Here is a 15,215-nt window from a genome sequence, read left to right as displayed (position 1 = left end):
AATGAATTATTGAAAAGATTTAGGATAAATTAAATATATTATTAATAAACTAGTAAGAAAATGTGGAGGAATAAAATGAAGAAAGAAATTTCTAGTTCTTTAGTAATTGAAATTAAAGATATATTAAATGAGGAAAGAAGTTCATTGTCTAAACCACTTAATAATAGACTACTAATAACATATTGGAAAATTGGGGAGGTAATAATTAAGTATGAGCAGAACAATAATATTAGAGCTGATTATGGAAAACAGACAATAAAGCAATTATCTAAAGAATTAACCTCAGAATTTGGTAGAGGATTCTCACGGTCAAATCTGCATAATATGAGACAGTTCTACTTAATATATAGAAAATGCTAGACACTGTCTGGCAAATTGGGATGGTCACATTACTGTGAACTAATGAATATTTCCAATGATGAAAAACGCAAATTCTATGAAAAAGAAACGATTAATTCAGGATGGTCAGTTAGAGAACTAAAGCGCCAAATTAATACTTCTTTATATGAAAGATTAATACTGTCTAAAAGTGAATCTGATAAAGAAGAATTATTATCATTATCCACAAAAGGTGTAGAAATAATGAAACCTGAGGATATAATCAAAAATCCATATGTGTTTGAGTTTCTGGGAATACCGGAAAATAAAATAATGATGGAGAATGATTTAGAAAAATCACTTGTGGATCAAATAGAAAAGTTCTTATTGGAATTAGGTAGAGGTTTCATGTTTGTTGGTGTTCAACAGAGAGTTACAATCAATAATACGCATTACTATGTTGATATGGTATTTTATAATAAGCCATTAAAATCTTATGTGTTGATTGAACTTAAAACAACTAAGTTTATGCCTGACGCAGCAGGTCAGTTGAATATGTATCTTAATTATTATGAACAGGAAGTAAATGATGAGAATGATAATAAACCAATAGGGATAATTTTGTGTACAGATAAGGATGCTCTAACTGCAGAATATGCATTAGGGGGATTGTCAAATAATATCTTTGCTTCAAAATATACATATTATATTCCAAACAAAGACGAGTTAATTGAACAGGTAGAAATGGTAGTTACTAACTGGCATGAAAAGCAAAGACGATAGTAAATTATAAAGACTGTATCCACTTGATATTGTAGATACAGTCTATTAGTGTACAAGCTATAGAATTTGTTCAATCGAAGTTTTATCTTCTAATGCTTTCAGTATTTCCTTTGTGTTAGAATAACACTCATTTAAGTTGGCAACTTCACTAGCTTTTACCAATATATCTATGGAATCATTTTCTATGTGGATTCCATAATAGAATGCAGTTGCTAGTACAACTTCTAAAATATGAATTGGTTGTTGGTATTTCAAACATAATTTGATTGGCATCATGATTCTTTCAGATGAACCAACTTTTCGTTTGGCATTTCTGGCATTACGTGTAATCGTATCAACAATTGCTTTATTTTGAAACTTACTAATTGCATACTTTGCAAAGGTTTCTTGTTCAGGTAGTGGGATATTGTATTCCTTAGAAATAGAATAATTTACTGATTTTAAAAGTTCTCTCATTGCATTATCAATAGTAGGATCATTTGCTGCATCAGCATAACTTTCATAACCTTTATAAGCACCTAAGTAAGAAATACAGGCACTTAAGCAATTGTATGTATAAATCTTTCGTTGAATAAGTGATGCGAAGTTTTGTTCTGCATGAAATCTTTGCAGTTTAATTTGTATTGGTAGACTAGTGACATCATAAGGTAAGTCTGGATAAAACTGTGAATCTAAAGATAAATCATTTTTTTGTGGATCTAGTGTTGTGCAAAATACAGCTGCTTCACTAATGTGAGCATTGATAGTTGCATCTACCAAAGGTTGTTTTACATTTACCCCGTTTTCACAGCAGATAATCATAAGTTTTTCTTTTTTTCTGATTGCAGTTGCTTGCTGAAATGGATTAACTAAATCAATAATATTGTTACCATTCACTGCGGTTAAGACTAAATCAGCAGTTGCTATTGTTTCGATTGCTTCCTTATCTTCAATATAAATTGCGTTGAAATTGTGAATCACTTGGTCTTCTTTATCTTCGTCATAATAATGTATCTTATATTCTTTTTGTTTATTTAACTGTTCAATTAATTGTTTGTTTTTATCAATAAAAGTAAGTGAACAGTTTTCATTTGATTTAATGATTGGCGCAAGAAATCCTCTTCCAGTTTGTCCTGCTCCAATGATAACGATTGAATTCATATGTTTCCTTTCTACTCTATAAAGTAGAATACAATAGCCTAGGCTATTGTATTCATGTTATCTATTGAGATTTTCCTCCAGTGATAGCAATTGTAGTTCCTGTAATGTAACTTGCATGATCAGATACTAAGAAACAAATCAAGTCTGCTACTTCTGAAAGGTGACCAGGTCTTCCTAAAGGAATTGACTTTGTATAATCACCGTAGAACTTATTAGGATCTTGTCCTCTACCATAAGCTTGTGCACGATATTTTTCATCGTTGTTAGCAGGTGTGCGATCCAGAATAGCAGGTTCTACACCAACTACACGTACATTGTATGGACCTAATTCTTTTGCCCATGATAATCCATATGCATGAATAGCAGCCTTTGTTCCTGAATAAGCACTGTGTGCTCTTGAACCTTGAATACCTGCTTCTGATGACATATTGATTATTACACCAGATTGTTGTTTATACATGATGCGAGCTGCTGCCTGTGCAAACAGGAAAGTACCTCTTTGATTTACATTTACCATGAAGTCAAAGTCTTCTTCATCCAGTTCATATTTTTCTTCTTTTTCAAAGTAATCAACTAGAACCCGAGGACGAGTAACTCCAGCATTATTTACAAGTGCATCTAATTGACCAAACTTTTTCATTGTCTCACTAACTACATGTTCTACTTGGTCTTTCTTCGTGATATCACACTTTACATATAATGTCTGTTCATCTTCAACATAATCTTTTGGCTCTACGAAGTCAGCGATTACTACTTTTGCGCCATTGCCTTTTAAGTCAGTAACCATTGCTTCTCCAATACCCATACTTCCACCAGTGACAATTACTACTTTATCACTTAAATCTAACCATTTATCTGACATCTCTACTCCCCCTTATACGATTCCAAAGAATGAAAATACTAATGAGAAAATAATGATTCCCAATAATATTCGGATATACTTTGGTCCAGATTTTTTAATATAGAAATAAATTGCGAATACTGCTGCCAACGGTAGCAGGTTAGGGAAGATATTATCTAATACTCCCTGAAGTGTACTTTCATTACCAACTGCATCACTCCAAGATACAACAGTTGATAATTTAACATATGATGCAGATAAAGCACCCATCATGAATAAACCAAGAACACTACAAGTGTTAATCATCTGGTTGATTTTACCAGATTGTAGTACATTCATAATTGAATCTTTACCTAAGGTATAACCCTTAATATTTAAGAAGTAAGCCAATCCACTGATTGCAACTCCCCAAATTAAGAATGGTAGGATACCTGCTCCCCAGAAACCTGACTCTGCTAATGGAATAAATAATGACATTAGAATTGGACGAATCGTACCATGGTTAATCGTATCTCCAATTCCTGCCAATGGACCCATCAGACCAACTTTAAGGTTCGAAATAATATCTGAATATTGTTTTAGTTCTTCTTTTGTTGCACCCTCATGCAACTTAATTGAACGTTCTTCTTCTAATGCGCCAACGATTCCAAAAATCATTGATCCCCATGTTGCTTCACAGTTGTAAAACATTAATTGTCTTTCACATGCTTCTTTAAATTCCTCTGGATCATCTCCATATAATTTCTTTAAAATAGGATACATCCCATTTGAGAAACCTAGAGCTGTCATACGTTCATAACTAGCACTTACTTCTACTCCAGAATAATATCGTACCCAACCTTTTACAATATCACTTTTCTTTAGTTTGGCTTCACTCATAGTAAATCTCCTCCCCCTTGTTGCATATTTTCTACATCACTTGTCTGTGCAAATTTTGATTGAATTAGTGCTAAACATACACCAATAATTGCTACAGAAATAACGTTAATTCCAGCATATGTGAAGATAACGAAACCTAATAAGAAATAAGGTATTAAATCACGTTTACCAATTACTTGGATTGTTACTGCAAACCCTAATGCAGGTAATAGACCACCAGCTACTGATAGACCAGTAATTGCCCATGCAGGAATTGAATTCAAGAAGGCTGCTACTGCACCTGTACCAACTAATAATGCTGCTGTTGTTGGTACGACTCTTAAAGGAAATGATACTAGTAGTGGATACCAGAACGATGCTAAACGAAAGCCACGTTCGTTTCCTTGTTGTGCTGCATTGTCTGCCATACGTACCCAAATGGAAGCATACGTCTTTCTTAAGTTATCCAATAATACCCCTAATAATCCAATTGGCATTGCAATTGTAACTGCCATGCTTGGATCGATTCCAGCTTCAATAGCGACAGGAATTGTAATACATGCTGCCAATGCTTCATCTGCTGGAAGGTTTCCACCAGGTGCAATAGCCCCTAAATAAATTAATTGTAATGCTGCACCAATCTTCATTGAAGTTTCCAAGTCTCCCATGATAATCCCTAACGGTACAGCTAGAAATAATGGTTGTCTGATAATATGTTGTGTCCCATACCATATTTTATTAGTTGCAATCCAATAGAGTATTCCAACTATTAATGCCACTGCGATATTCATATTGTTCCTCCTATTTATAATTTCTATCTAAACTACAATACTTTTTCCAAAGCTTTTGATAAAGGAATTTCAGGTTCTTTTGGTACAGCCTGGAAAAAGATATCTACTCCCTTTTCCCCCATCTCTTTTAATAGAAGTGCTTCCTTTTCATCTAGTGATAATTGATTTGAAATCATCACTCTTCCAGTACCACTCCCTAATCCACCAATCTGTAATCTATCCAATGATAGCCCTAAGTCAAAAGTTTCTTTTGCACTTTCTACAGATTTAAATAATACAAGTAGTGATACTTTACTAAATTTACCAGCTAATAAATTCTTTACTGCTCGCTCAGGGGATAAAATATTTACTTTAATTCCCGGAGGAGCCGCCATTAAATACACTTGTGCCATAAACTGATTTTTTTCAAGTTCTTCATCAACTACTAAAATATGATTTGCTGATACTTGCTTTACCCAGTTTGTAATTACCTGACCATGCATTAAACGGAAATCTACTCTCGCTAATTTAATTTCATTCATGTGTTGCTCCTTTCTTTAACGCTTCACTTTGAACTAAAACACAAGAAGTGTCCCCAACTCTTTTTATACTTGCAACTAGTTCGTGGATGTCCTCCACATTCTTACTAATACATGCTTCCAACAGCATTGCCAGATTCAGACCACTGAATAGACTGATATTGAAATCTACAGATAACTCAGCTGCTACATACGATGGCGTCCCACCGAAGATATCACAGAAGATAATTATCTCACCACAATATCCTGAAAGTTCTTTACGCACTTCTTCAGTATATTTCTCTGGTGCGATGCCTGGCATCAGTGATATTGCGTTTACATTCTCTAGTTTTCCTGCAATCATTTCAGCACTCTCAATCAATGCTTCTCCTGCCTTACCATGAGTAAGAAGTAAAATGTTAAGGTTTTGTTGATTCAAGTTATTCCCCCCTTTGCTAGCCCTTTTGGCCTGATTACATGTTAGCATGACTATTTCAACCTAGATTTTCTTTTTTTTCACCATACTTGGTGCAACAATTCAAAATCTTCCATTTCTTTTTTTGCTATACTATAGTTGAGAAATGAACTCATTTTTAATTTGGAGGTAATTTATGTTAACGAACAGACAGTTTAAAATCATTCAGACATTTATAGATAATGATGACTATGTTTCATCAAAGCAGTTATCTACTCTTTTTCATGTGAGTTCACGTTCAGTAAAGAATGATATTACAACAATCAAACAATTTCTAGTAACTAATTATAATGGTATTCAATTAATATCAGTTCCTTCAAAAGGGTATCTATTTGAATATGATGACCTTGATTCTTATTCTAAATTGAAAGTTGATTTTAATGACTCTAATCTTGCATTAAGTTATGAAGATGAACAAATTCTAAGAAGTAAGAAGATTATTTTATTATTGTTTGAGAATAAATATATAACGAAATGGAATATTATTGATCAGTTATTTATATCTGAGTCTACTTTTTATTCTGATTTAAAAGAAGTAGAGGTAATCTTGCAGAAATATAATTTAAAGATATCGCAAAAGAAACAATCGGGTTATTTTATCATTGGGTCTGAAAAAGATAAGCGCTTGTGTCTAATCAAAGAGAATATTTATAATTTTGATGAGGATAAGATTTATCACGATGAAGTATTAAATATTCAAAATATATCAAAGATATCAGAAACATTATCGGATATCTTATTGAAGTATCAATACCGTACATCAGATACGTTGCTTGAAAATTTAATTGTCCATATAGTTATTACTTTGGAGAGAATTCGTAGAGGAAATTTAATCGATGAGTTAATATCGATTCCAAATGTTGAAAATTTAAAGGAATATAAGATAGCAAAAGCGATTTTCAACTCTTTTCTTCAGCCAACTTTATCAATCAATGATGAACATTTAAAAAATGAAGTGATTCAATTAACTGCAAATCTACTAGGGAAGAGTGAATATGATCAGGATACTTTGATATCAAAGGAAACCAATACTTTTATACAAGAATCATTAGAAAAGATTAAGAATGAATTTAATGTTGATTTTACGAATGATGTAGATTTAAAGATATCATTATCCCTTCATCTTGTACCTTTACTGAATCGTGTCCGTTATGGGATGCAACAGAAAAGTAAAATGGCAAAAGAAATTAAAGTTTCTTTTCCATTAGCTACTGATGTTGCTTCTTACTTCACTTTACTGATTCAACAAAAATATGCACTTAAGGTATCAGATGATGAGATTACTTTCTTATCTTTATATTTTAACTATAGTTTAGATAGTCTAAAGACCGAGGAAGATGCGAAGAATATTTTGATTATAACTTCACTTCGTCAGTCTGAAACGATTTTAATTCGACAAAAGTTCATGCACTGGTTTAAGAATCAGATTGAAAGTTTAAGTTTTGTAAGACCGAATGAAGCAATCAAGGATTTATCAAATTATGATGCAATTTTTACTACAGATGCGTTTGAAGATGATCGTTATAGTGGCGCAGTAGTGAAGATAGGTTTATTTCCAAATGATGAAGATTATGTACGAATCAATCATGCACTGTATGGATTTACAAGTGCAGAGAGTGTATTATCAAAGTTAGATAAAGACTTGGTCTTTATTGGAAAAGCAAAGAATAAAGAAGATGTTTTAAATAAGTTATTTAAATTATCAAAAGAACACTTTGATTTGGATCATAAGTTTAAGAAGTCAGTCCTAGAAAGAGAAGATATTGGAAATACTTATTATGGTTCAAAGATTGCCATGCCCCATCCGCTGTCGCCAATTACAAAAGAAACCTTTGTGGCATTAGCATTATTAGAAAATGAAATTGATTGGGGAGAAAATCAGAAAGTACAAATCATTATTATGGTATGTACAGAAATGAATAATCCAAAAGCGTTTCAGTTCTGGCATTATATATCGTTATTAGTATCAAATGATAAATTAATTCATAAGTTATTAAACAACTTAACATATGATAATTTTATAAGTTTAATGAGAACTGCAATTTTACCTGAGTTTAATTAAAGTATACCCATACTTACAAAAAGGTGCCTACTTGTAATGAAGTAATATATACGTTAATTTAAGTATAGAGAATTACAAGGAGGGGTAAGAATGATTGATATTAATACAAGTAATGTTGAAGCGATTCAGACACATATAAGTGATAATAAAATCAATGGATATGATGCATTACAAGTAATAAAGGATGCATCAGTTATTGAAGTTGATGAACCAACCTATGCGAGAGTAAAAGATATCGAGTTTCAAAATGGAACGATTGAAGTAAAATTATATAGTCGATTACTGCCTGATGCACCAGATTATGCCAGAGGATTTATTGGAATAACATTTCGAATCAATGAGGATAATAGTATGTTTGAAGGAATTTATGTTCGTCCAATCAATGGACGTTGTGAAATACAATCAAGAAGGAATTCATCTACTCAATACTTTTCTTATCCAGATTATAAGTTTAATCACTTTCGAAAGGAAGCACCAGGGATGTATGAATCCTATACAGATATTGGATTAGATGAGTGGATTGATGTAAAGATTGTAGTAGAGGGAGAACATGCGAAGTTGTATGTGAATGGAGCTACTCAACCAACCTTAATTGTTAATGACTTAAAGCATGGTAAAGATGCTTCTGGTGCAATTGGATTATGGGTTGATATTGGAACTGAAGGTTATTTTAGAGATCTAAAAATTACGAATAAATAGAAAAAGAAATATGAGACCTCTAAAGTTTCATATTTCTTTTGGTTTATTTACGATCGGATTCATTCTCTGGTTTATCTGGAGAACGACGATACTGGTTAGGAGATTTATTGGTTTCTTTCTTAAATACTTGAGAGAAATAGGATTGAGATGAGAAACCAGTAATATCAGATATCTTAGATACAGAGAAGTTTGTAGTAGCTAGCAAACTCTTTGCTTCTTCCATTCGTTTTGAAATCATATAGTTAATAGGAGAGATTCCTTTATAATTTTTAAATACATGGACAATATAATATTTATTCAAATACGTTAACTGACTTAGTTTTTCTAATGTAATATCTTCTCGGAAATGCTCATCAATGTATTGTTCAATAAACTTACATTCCTTTGATATCTTTTTAGTAGGAGCAAACGTAAGTTTTTTCTTAGTTCTTCTTACCATATTTAGAATAAGAATTTCTAATAAGTTCTGACAGATTGGCTCATAACTTTCATCCTTTGCCTGAGCTTCAAGCACAAGCGTACGTAAATAGAATAATACTTCATGTTTAAACTCCTGATAGTTATGTAAACTATAACTGCTAGAACTTTTACCATCTTCACTTACAAACTGTAATCCATCTATTCCTAAAACAATATACTCAAATACATCATCATCCGCATGACCAACCTCTGTGTGTGATACATTTGGGTTGATAATTATTAAGTCATCTTGAGATACTTTAAAACGAGAGTTTTCAACTAAGAACTCACCTGATCCATTCATTACATAAAATAATTCGGTAAAGTGATGCATATGTTTGATGCTATGCCAATCGGTATCATAACGTGCCTGTGATATATACAACAGACGCATATTCATTTTTTCAGCTTTCTTTTCTTTTAACTGATATCTGTAATTACTCATAAGAACTCCCTTCACATTTATTATAATATAAATCAATTCGAATAAAACAAGAAATATTGAAATTTCGAAAAATGAACAATATACCTAAAAAATGAACAATATACAGGTTTTAACGCCTGTTTTTTGATATTTTTTAGATATATTGTTTTTCTCCTTTATTTATGGGGCTTTAGGCATATTGACGCTCTTATTTTTTGTTTGTAGAATATGCTTGAGATGGAGGAACTTTAAATGACAAAAAATAAAGGTCAAGTGACAATTCCTACAGATGTAGATGTAATAGATGATACGCTTTCACTTATTGAAAAGTGGGGAGCAGATGCTATTCGTGACTGTGATGGAACGGATATGCCAGATGAATTAAAATCAATGGATATCAAACGATATGCAACATATTATACAACCAGAAAAGATAATGAGTGGGCAAAACAGAATCCTGAAGAAATTCAACAAATGTATCTGATGAGTAGATTTTATACTGCAGTAGATGATGTGTTAAGAATTCCTTTAATGAAACATTTTTATGATAAACAATTACAAGTAAATACTATTGATGACATTAAACGCTGGTGGGAAGTAATTGATCGTACTACAGGTGATGTAGTGGATCCAAGCGAATGGGATTATGATGAAACAACCAAAGAAGTCGTTCTTCATAAGGTGGATATTTTTCATGCATATACCGTAAGTTTTTTAGCGTTTATTATTTGGGATCCTGTTCATATGTACAATTCACTTACAAATGACTGGCAGGGAGAAGATCGTCAGATGACATATGATGTTCGTCAACCAAAGACCAAAGAATATGCAATTAATAAGTTTAAACATTATTTGGAAGAACACAAAGAAATTGATGTAATTCGTTTTACTACGTTTTTCCATCAGTTCACATTGGTGTTTGATGAGTATGCAAGAGAAACGTTTGTCGATTGGTTTGGTTACAGTGCAAGCGTAAGTCCATATATCTTGGAACGTTTTGAAAAAGAAGTGGGATATAAATTTCGACCAGAGTATATTATTAACCAGGGATATCATAGTTCAAACTTTGTCGTTCCTACCAAAGAGTTTAAAGACTTCTTAGATTTTCAACAACGTGAAGTAGCAGAGTTGATGAAAGTGTTTATTGACTTAACTCATGATGCAAAAAAAGAAGCAATGATGTTTCTGGGAGATCATTGGATAGGAACCGAACCTTATGGTAAATACTTCAAAGAATTAGGATTGGATTCCGTAGTTGGTTCAGTAGGAAATGGAATGACACTACGTCTGATTTCTGAAATACCAGGACTTAAATATAGCGAAGGAAGATTGCTTCCATACTTCTTCCCTGATACCTTCTATGAAGGTGGGGATCCAATGAAAGAAGCAAAGGTCAATTGGGTAACTGCTCGTAGAGCATTACTTCGTAAACCAGTGGATCGAATTGGTTATGGTGGATATCTGAAACTTGCACTAAAGTTTCCAGATTTCATAGATTATGTGGAGAAGGTTACAGATGAGTTTCGTGCACTCTATTCAAAAGTCGCAAATCATCAACCGTATGTAGCTCCATTTAAAGTATATGTATTAAACAGCTGGGGTAAACTAAGAAGTTGGGGTAGCCATATGGTAGCTCATGCATTAGAATATCCAGAAACTAGAATTTATGAAGGAGTATTAGAAGCATTAAGTGGTCTTCCTGTGGATGTTGAATTTATTAGCTTTGATGACCTTTTGAATGATAATGAAGTACTAAACAAAGCAGGAGTGATCCTTAATGTAGGAGATGCCTACACTGCATTCAGTGGTGGTAACTATTGGGCAAATGAAACGATAGTAAAACGCGTTCGTGAATATATTTATGAAGGAAATGGATTCATTGGTATTGGTGAACCAAGTGCTTATCATAAGGAAGGAAGATACTTCCAGTTATATGATGTATTGGGTGTAGATAAAGAATTAGGTTTTACCCTATCTTATGATAAATATAACTGGGAAGAGAAAGAACACTTTATCTTAGAAGGATTACCGAAAGATTTAGATCTTGGAGAGAAAATCCAACATGTGTATGCGTTTGATGACACAACTGTTATTCGTAAAACAAACAAGCACATCAATCTTGCCAGTAACACGTATGGCAAAGGTAGAGCAGTTTATATGAGTGGTTTACCATTTAACTTTGAAAATACAAGATTACTGTATCGTTCACTCTACTATGCAGCATCAAAAGAAGATGAAATAAAACGATGGTATGCAGATAACTATAATGTAGAAGTGAATGTATATCCAAGTACGAACAGTTATTGTGTAGTAAACAATACATACGAAGCACAAAGTACAGTGGTTTATAAAGGTGATGGAACCAGTTTTGATATCACTTTAGAAGAATCAGAAATTCGTTGGTTTGAAATGTAAGGATGTCATTAGGACATCCTTTTATAAAATAGGGAGGTTTTATGAGTGAGATAATTTATAGCATTGTAGTATTTCTTGCAACCTGTATTGGTGCAATTAGTGGAATTGGTGGAGGGGTTATCATAAAACCAAGCTTTGATGCATTAAATATTCATAGTGTAGAAACCATTAGTTTTTTGTCGGGTTGTGCCGTATTAACCATGTCTTTATATTCAACTTCCAAACATATTCGAAATAAAGAATTACAATTATCAAATTCTTCAATGTTGTTGTATGTAATCAGTGGAAGTATTCTAGGTGGTTTTATAGGAAGTAACCTGTTTAAGTTCTTCTTAACAATCATATCCAATGATATGATGAAAGGAATGCAAGCCTGTATCCTTGTTTTAATTTTATTGTTTGTGTTAGCGAATTCTATTTTTGAATTTAAAAAGTTTCATATAAACAATAAACTGACAATCCTTTTTGTTGGACTATTTCTAGGTACAATTTCCAGTTTCATCGGAATTGGAGGAGGTCCATTAAACGTAGCTGTCTTCATTCTATTCTTCTCATGTACAATAAAACAGGCAGCCGTATACTCACTAATAACAATTGTCTTCTCACAATTAACATCCTTATTATTAGCAATATTTACTACTTCCATCTTATCGCAAGATTTAAATATTCTTTTCTTTATTTTGCCAGCAGCATTACTAGGTGGCCTTATTGGCACAAAGATTCATAAACAAGTAAATGAAAAAGTGATAGAATATGTTTACAACATGGTTATCATTCTTATCTTATTATTGAATGCAATCAATGCATACCATGCATTTGTCTAAGGAGAATCTATGCAGTCAATTTCATTACTTATCAAACCAGCATCTTCATTATGTAATTTAAACTGCAAATATTGTTTTTATAATGATGTTAGTAATCATCGTGAAATCTTTTCTTATGGTCTAATGAAGCAAGAAACAATGGAAGTATTGATTCAAAAATCTTTAGATTATGCAGATGATGATGGAGTAATTACTTATGCCTTTCAAGGCGGAGAGCCAACCCTTGCAGGACTATTATACTTTCAAAACTTTATTGATTATGTAACTGCAAATAAGAAACAACAGACCATTCACTATTCCATTCAGACAAATGGAACTACTTTAAATGATGAGTGGATAACATTCTTCGCTGAGCATGATTTTCTGGTTGGAATATCATTAGATGCCTATGAAAAGAATACCAATTACTTTCGCTACGATAAAGAAGGAAAACCTGTATTCTTTCAAATTATGAACAACATTCAATTATTAAAGAAAGCAAATATAAGTTTCAATGTCCTATGTGTACTAACCAATACCCTATCCAAACATGCGAAAGCAGTATATTCCTTTTTTAAATCCAATCGTTTATCTTATATTCAGTTTATATCTTGTTTAGATAATCTGGATGAAAATGAAGCAGCAGCATTAACTCCAGAAAACTATTATAACTTTTATAAAGAATACTATGACCTATGGTTGAAGGAAGCCCAAAAAGGAAGTATGCAAAGTGTTAACTTGTTTGAAAATATTATGCTAATGACACAAGACCAACTTCCATATCAATGTGGAATGCTAGGGTTCTGCAGTCCACAGTTTGTGGTAGAAGCAAACGGGGATGTATATCCCTGTGACTTCTATGTAATGGATAATTATAAATGTGGAAACATTCTAAACGACTCACTAAAGACAATTATGAAAAATAAAGTAATGCAGGAGTTTCTTCAGGAAAAGAAGAAGACATATAAGGTTTGTGAGAACTGTCGCTACCAGAATATTTGTCATGGTGGTTGCAAACGGATGAATTCAGCATTTGTAAGTGATGCGTATTGTGGGCACCAGCAATTACTGGAATATATGCTTCCATCACTCCTAACTTTAATAGATGAATATTCAAAATATACTACATAAAAATAAATTTAAAAAAGTTCCAAAAATGAATGGTACTTTTTTTTTGACGTCGTGTCTTACTTAATGAAATATCAGTAGAAGCTATAAATTTAACTTTTTGAAAAAATTCAAAAAAAATGAACGAAAACTTTATGTATGGCGACTAATGTTAGGACGGTAAAAAGTTCATAGAAAGGAGGGCGACTTTTAGATGAGCAAATTACAGGAAACATCAGAGGATATTATCCTTAAGGCAATTCATGGAGATGAGGATGCATTTTCGCAGATTTATCGTACATACAGTAATCGAGTGTATTTTATGGCAATTCAATATTTTAGAAATGAAGACACAGCAAAAGATATTGTGCAGGAGGTGTTCATAAAAGTTTATCGGCAGATTAATAAATTACAGGCGCCAAAAGCTTTTAGTTCATGGTTACATGTTATCACATATCGTGAGTGTCACAATTACAATCGTAGGAAGTCAAATATATTTGAATTAGGGGATGAAGATAAAATAGAGGATTTTCCAAATACAGCGGAAGTGGATGTTATTTCAAAGATTGAAAATGAAAGAATAAAGAATGAAATTATGGATATCCTAGATGACCTTAGTATTCCACTAAAGTCAGTTGCGATGTTACGGTTCTTTGAAGATTTAAAATTGCAGGAGATAGCTGATATCTTAGATATCCCTAAGAATACTGTATCTTCTAGACTAATAAGAATCAGAAGGGTACTGAGCACTGAGTTACAGAAAAAGGGAATCAACAGTACTTATGGAGTAATTGTTGTTTCACCTGTTGTTTTATTTGAAGCATATAAGATGCTTTATCAGCAGACAAAAATGAATCAGGCATTATCAAATGATATTCTATATGCAATTTTACCAGCTGGTGCAGATATCGCTGGAGGTATATCTTTATTATCAAAATGGATTATAGGAGTAGTTACAACAGGGGTTGTTTTTGGTGGTATAGCACTGTGGAACACGCAACCGCAACAAGAAGAAGAAAAAAAACCAAAGGTGGAAGAAGTTGAAGAAGTCAGCAAACCATCAAAGGAACCTGAATTAGCTGAAATAACGAGTATTTCTTATGATGATGCATGGAGAAACCAACCAATTCAATTGGCGATTGAGACAAGTAATGATAACTATGAGCGAATAACTATCAATGATATAGAAACCACACAAGTTGTAAACAATGGTACTTATATGGTGAAACTTATCAAAGACGATGCAGTAATTGATGAAGAAGTAATTCAAATTAGTAATGTGGATTTACACAGTCCTACTGCAACAAGTGAAAAAGATGATGAATATTATTATCTTTATCTGAGCGATGATAAGTCAGGGGTAAATGCAAATCAGATTACATACTATGTAAATGGGACAGCTAGCAATGATTATACTTATGATGCAAGTCGTAATGTAATGATTGTGAAAAACGATAATGTATCCAGACACGATATTTATATTAGTGATTACGCAGGAAATATATTAACAATAGAGATTGAATAATATCAATTCGGAGGGCAT

General features: G+C 32.6%; 14 protein-coding genes and 1 pseudogene. 8 read left to right on the top strand and 7 right to left on the bottom strand.

The genetic code is table 11. The annotated features are described in order from the left end of the window. Window positions 1–60 precede the first annotated feature (60 nt). Window positions 61–501, top strand: a pseudogene (locus tag J2S15_RS05320) (DUF1016 N-terminal domain-containing protein); the annotation flags it as partial. An 81-nt stretch (window positions 502–582) separates the two neighbouring features. Then, window positions 583–1,101, top strand: coding sequence for a PDDEXK nuclease domain-containing protein (locus tag J2S15_RS05315; protein ID WP_307406403.1), 519 nt, complete (start codon window positions 583–585; stop codon window positions 1,099–1,101). A 57-nt stretch (window positions 1,102–1,158) separates the two neighbouring features. On the opposite strand, the gene J2S15_RS05310 is transcribed toward J2S15_RS05315, so the two are convergent. The 6 genes from J2S15_RS05310 to J2S15_RS05285 form a co-directional block, all read right to left on the bottom strand. Beyond that, window positions 1,159–2,241: a mannitol dehydrogenase family protein gene (locus J2S15_RS05310; protein WP_307406164.1), complete on the bottom strand. Its 1,083-nt coding sequence runs from the start codon at window positions 2,239–2,241 to the stop codon at window positions 1,159–1,161. A 61-nt stretch (window positions 2,242–2,302) separates the two neighbouring features. After that, a complete protein-coding gene (locus tag J2S15_RS05305; RefSeq protein ID WP_307406162.1) occupies window positions 2,303–3,103 on the bottom strand; it encodes a sorbitol-6-phosphate dehydrogenase subunit in 801 nt (266 codons plus the stop codon). A gap of 12 nt (window positions 3,104–3,115) precedes the next feature. Next, window positions 3,116–3,961: a PTS system mannose/fructose/sorbose family transporter subunit IID gene (locus J2S15_RS05300; protein ID WP_307406160.1), complete on the bottom strand. Its 846-nt coding sequence runs from the start codon at window positions 3,959–3,961 to the stop codon at window positions 3,116–3,118. Further along, complete coding sequence (locus J2S15_RS05295) at window positions 3,958–4,731, bottom strand: PTS mannose/fructose/sorbose/N-acetylgalactosamine transporter subunit IIC (protein WP_307406158.1); 774 nt, start codon at window positions 4,729–4,731, stop codon at window positions 3,958–3,960. The genes J2S15_RS05300 and J2S15_RS05295 overlap by 4 nt, the downstream gene beginning before the upstream one ends. A 32-nt stretch (window positions 4,732–4,763) precedes the next feature. Next, window positions 4,764–5,252 carry a PTS sugar transporter subunit IIB gene (locus J2S15_RS05290; RefSeq protein WP_307406156.1) on the bottom strand — a complete coding sequence of 163 codons (489 nt, stop codon included), beginning with the start codon at window positions 5,250–5,252 and terminating at the stop codon, window positions 4,764–4,766. Continuing rightward, complete coding sequence (locus tag J2S15_RS05285; protein ID WP_307406155.1) at window positions 5,245–5,667, bottom strand: PTS sugar transporter subunit IIA; 423 nt, start codon at window positions 5,665–5,667, stop codon at window positions 5,245–5,247. Before J2S15_RS05285 ends, J2S15_RS05290 begins: the two co-directional genes overlap by 8 nt. A gap of 172 nt (window positions 5,668–5,839) precedes the next feature. On the opposite strand from J2S15_RS05285, the gene J2S15_RS05280 reads away from it, so the two are divergent. Both J2S15_RS05280 and J2S15_RS05275 read left to right on the top strand, forming a co-directional pair. Then, window positions 5,840–7,765 (top strand): BglG family transcription antiterminator, encoded by a 1,926-nt coding sequence (locus J2S15_RS05280; protein WP_307406153.1) that lies wholly within the window; start codon window positions 5,840–5,842, stop codon window positions 7,763–7,765. Window positions 7,766–7,855: 90 nt separating this feature from the next. Next, window positions 7,856–8,464, top strand: coding sequence for a 3-keto-alpha-glucoside-1,2-lyase-like domain-containing protein (locus tag J2S15_RS05275; protein WP_307406151.1), 609 nt, complete (start codon window positions 7,856–7,858; stop codon window positions 8,462–8,464). A gap of 43 nt (window positions 8,465–8,507) precedes the next feature. Here the strand turns inward: J2S15_RS05275 and J2S15_RS05270 are convergent, their stop codons facing one another. After that, on the bottom strand, window positions 8,508–9,368 hold the full coding sequence (locus J2S15_RS05270; RefSeq protein WP_307406149.1) for an AraC family transcriptional regulator: 861 nt from the start codon (window positions 9,366–9,368) through the stop codon (window positions 8,508–8,510). Between the two features lie 231 nt (window positions 9,369–9,599). On the opposite strand from J2S15_RS05270, the gene gnpA reads away from it, so the two are divergent. The 4 genes from gnpA to J2S15_RS05250 all read left to right on the top strand — a co-directional run bounded on the left by gnpA (window position 9,600) and on the right by J2S15_RS05250 (window position 15,197). Next, complete coding sequence (gene gnpA / locus J2S15_RS05265; protein ID WP_307406147.1) at window positions 9,600–11,762, top strand: 1,3-beta-galactosyl-N-acetylhexosamine phosphorylase; 2,163 nt, start codon at window positions 9,600–9,602, stop codon at window positions 11,760–11,762. A 41-nt stretch (window positions 11,763–11,803) separates the two neighbouring features. Beyond that, window positions 11,804–12,586 carry a sulfite exporter TauE/SafE family protein gene (locus J2S15_RS05260; protein ID WP_307406145.1) on the top strand — a complete coding sequence of 261 codons (783 nt, stop codon included), beginning with the start codon at window positions 11,804–11,806 and terminating at the stop codon, window positions 12,584–12,586. A gap of 9 nt (window positions 12,587–12,595) precedes the next feature. Continuing rightward, window positions 12,596–13,696: a radical SAM/SPASM domain-containing protein gene (locus J2S15_RS05255; protein ID WP_307406143.1), complete on the top strand. Its 1,101-nt coding sequence runs from the start codon at window positions 12,596–12,598 to the stop codon at window positions 13,694–13,696. A gap of 190 nt (window positions 13,697–13,886) precedes the next feature. Further along, entirely contained in the window at window positions 13,887–15,197 is a 1,311-nt protein-coding gene (locus J2S15_RS05250; RefSeq protein WP_307406141.1) for an RNA polymerase sigma factor, read from the top strand. Window positions 15,198–15,215 lie beyond the last annotated feature (18 nt).

The organism is Breznakia pachnodae (genome assembly GCF_030814225.1).
Taxonomy (GTDB): Bacteria; Bacillota_I; Bacilli_A; order Erysipelotrichales; family Erysipelotrichaceae; genus Breznakia; species Breznakia pachnodae.
Note: the sequence above shows the minus strand (reverse complement) of the source record. Positions and strands in the feature narration are given on the sequence as shown.

Bases quoted from the DNA above. Each gene is read 5' to 3' on its own strand.
- J2S15_RS05290 (WP_307406156.1), bottom strand. From the start codon at position 5,252: ATGAATGAAATTAAATTAGCGAGAGTAGATTTCCGTTTAATGCATGGT.
- J2S15_RS05300 (WP_307406160.1), bottom strand. From the start codon at position 3,961: ATGAGTGAAGCCAAACTAAAGAAAAGTGATATTGTAAAAGGTTGGGTA.
- J2S15_RS05260 (WP_307406145.1), top strand. From the start codon at position 11,804: ATGAGTGAGATAATTTATAGCATTGTAGTATTTCTTGCAACCTGTATT.
- J2S15_RS05275 (WP_307406151.1), top strand. From the start codon at position 7,856: ATGATTGATATTAATACAAGTAATGTTGAAGCGATTCAGACACATATA.
- J2S15_RS05280 (WP_307406153.1), top strand. From the start codon at position 5,840: ATGTTAACGAACAGACAGTTTAAAATCATTCAGACATTTATAGATAAT.
- J2S15_RS05305 (WP_307406162.1), bottom strand. From the start codon at position 3,103: ATGTCAGATAAATGGTTAGATTTAAGTGATAAAGTAGTAATTGTCACT.
- J2S15_RS05295 (WP_307406158.1), bottom strand. From the start codon at position 4,731: ATGAATATCGCAGTGGCATTAATAGTTGGAATACTCTATTGGATTGCA.
- J2S15_RS05310 (WP_307406164.1), bottom strand. From the start codon at position 2,241: ATGAATTCAATCGTTATCATTGGAGCAGGACAAACTGGAAGAGGATTT.
- J2S15_RS05315 (WP_307406403.1), top strand. From the start codon at position 583: ATGAAACCTGAGGATATAATCAAAAATCCATATGTGTTTGAGTTTCTG.
- J2S15_RS05255 (WP_307406143.1), top strand. From the start codon at position 12,596: ATGCAGTCAATTTCATTACTTATCAAACCAGCATCTTCATTATGTAAT.
- J2S15_RS05270 (WP_307406149.1), bottom strand. From the start codon at position 9,368: ATGAGTAATTACAGATATCAGTTAAAAGAAAAGAAAGCTGAAAAAATG.
- gnpA (WP_307406147.1), top strand. From the start codon at position 9,600: ATGACAAAAAATAAAGGTCAAGTGACAATTCCTACAGATGTAGATGTA.
- J2S15_RS05250 (WP_307406141.1), top strand. From the start codon at position 13,887: ATGAGCAAATTACAGGAAACATCAGAGGATATTATCCTTAAGGCAATT.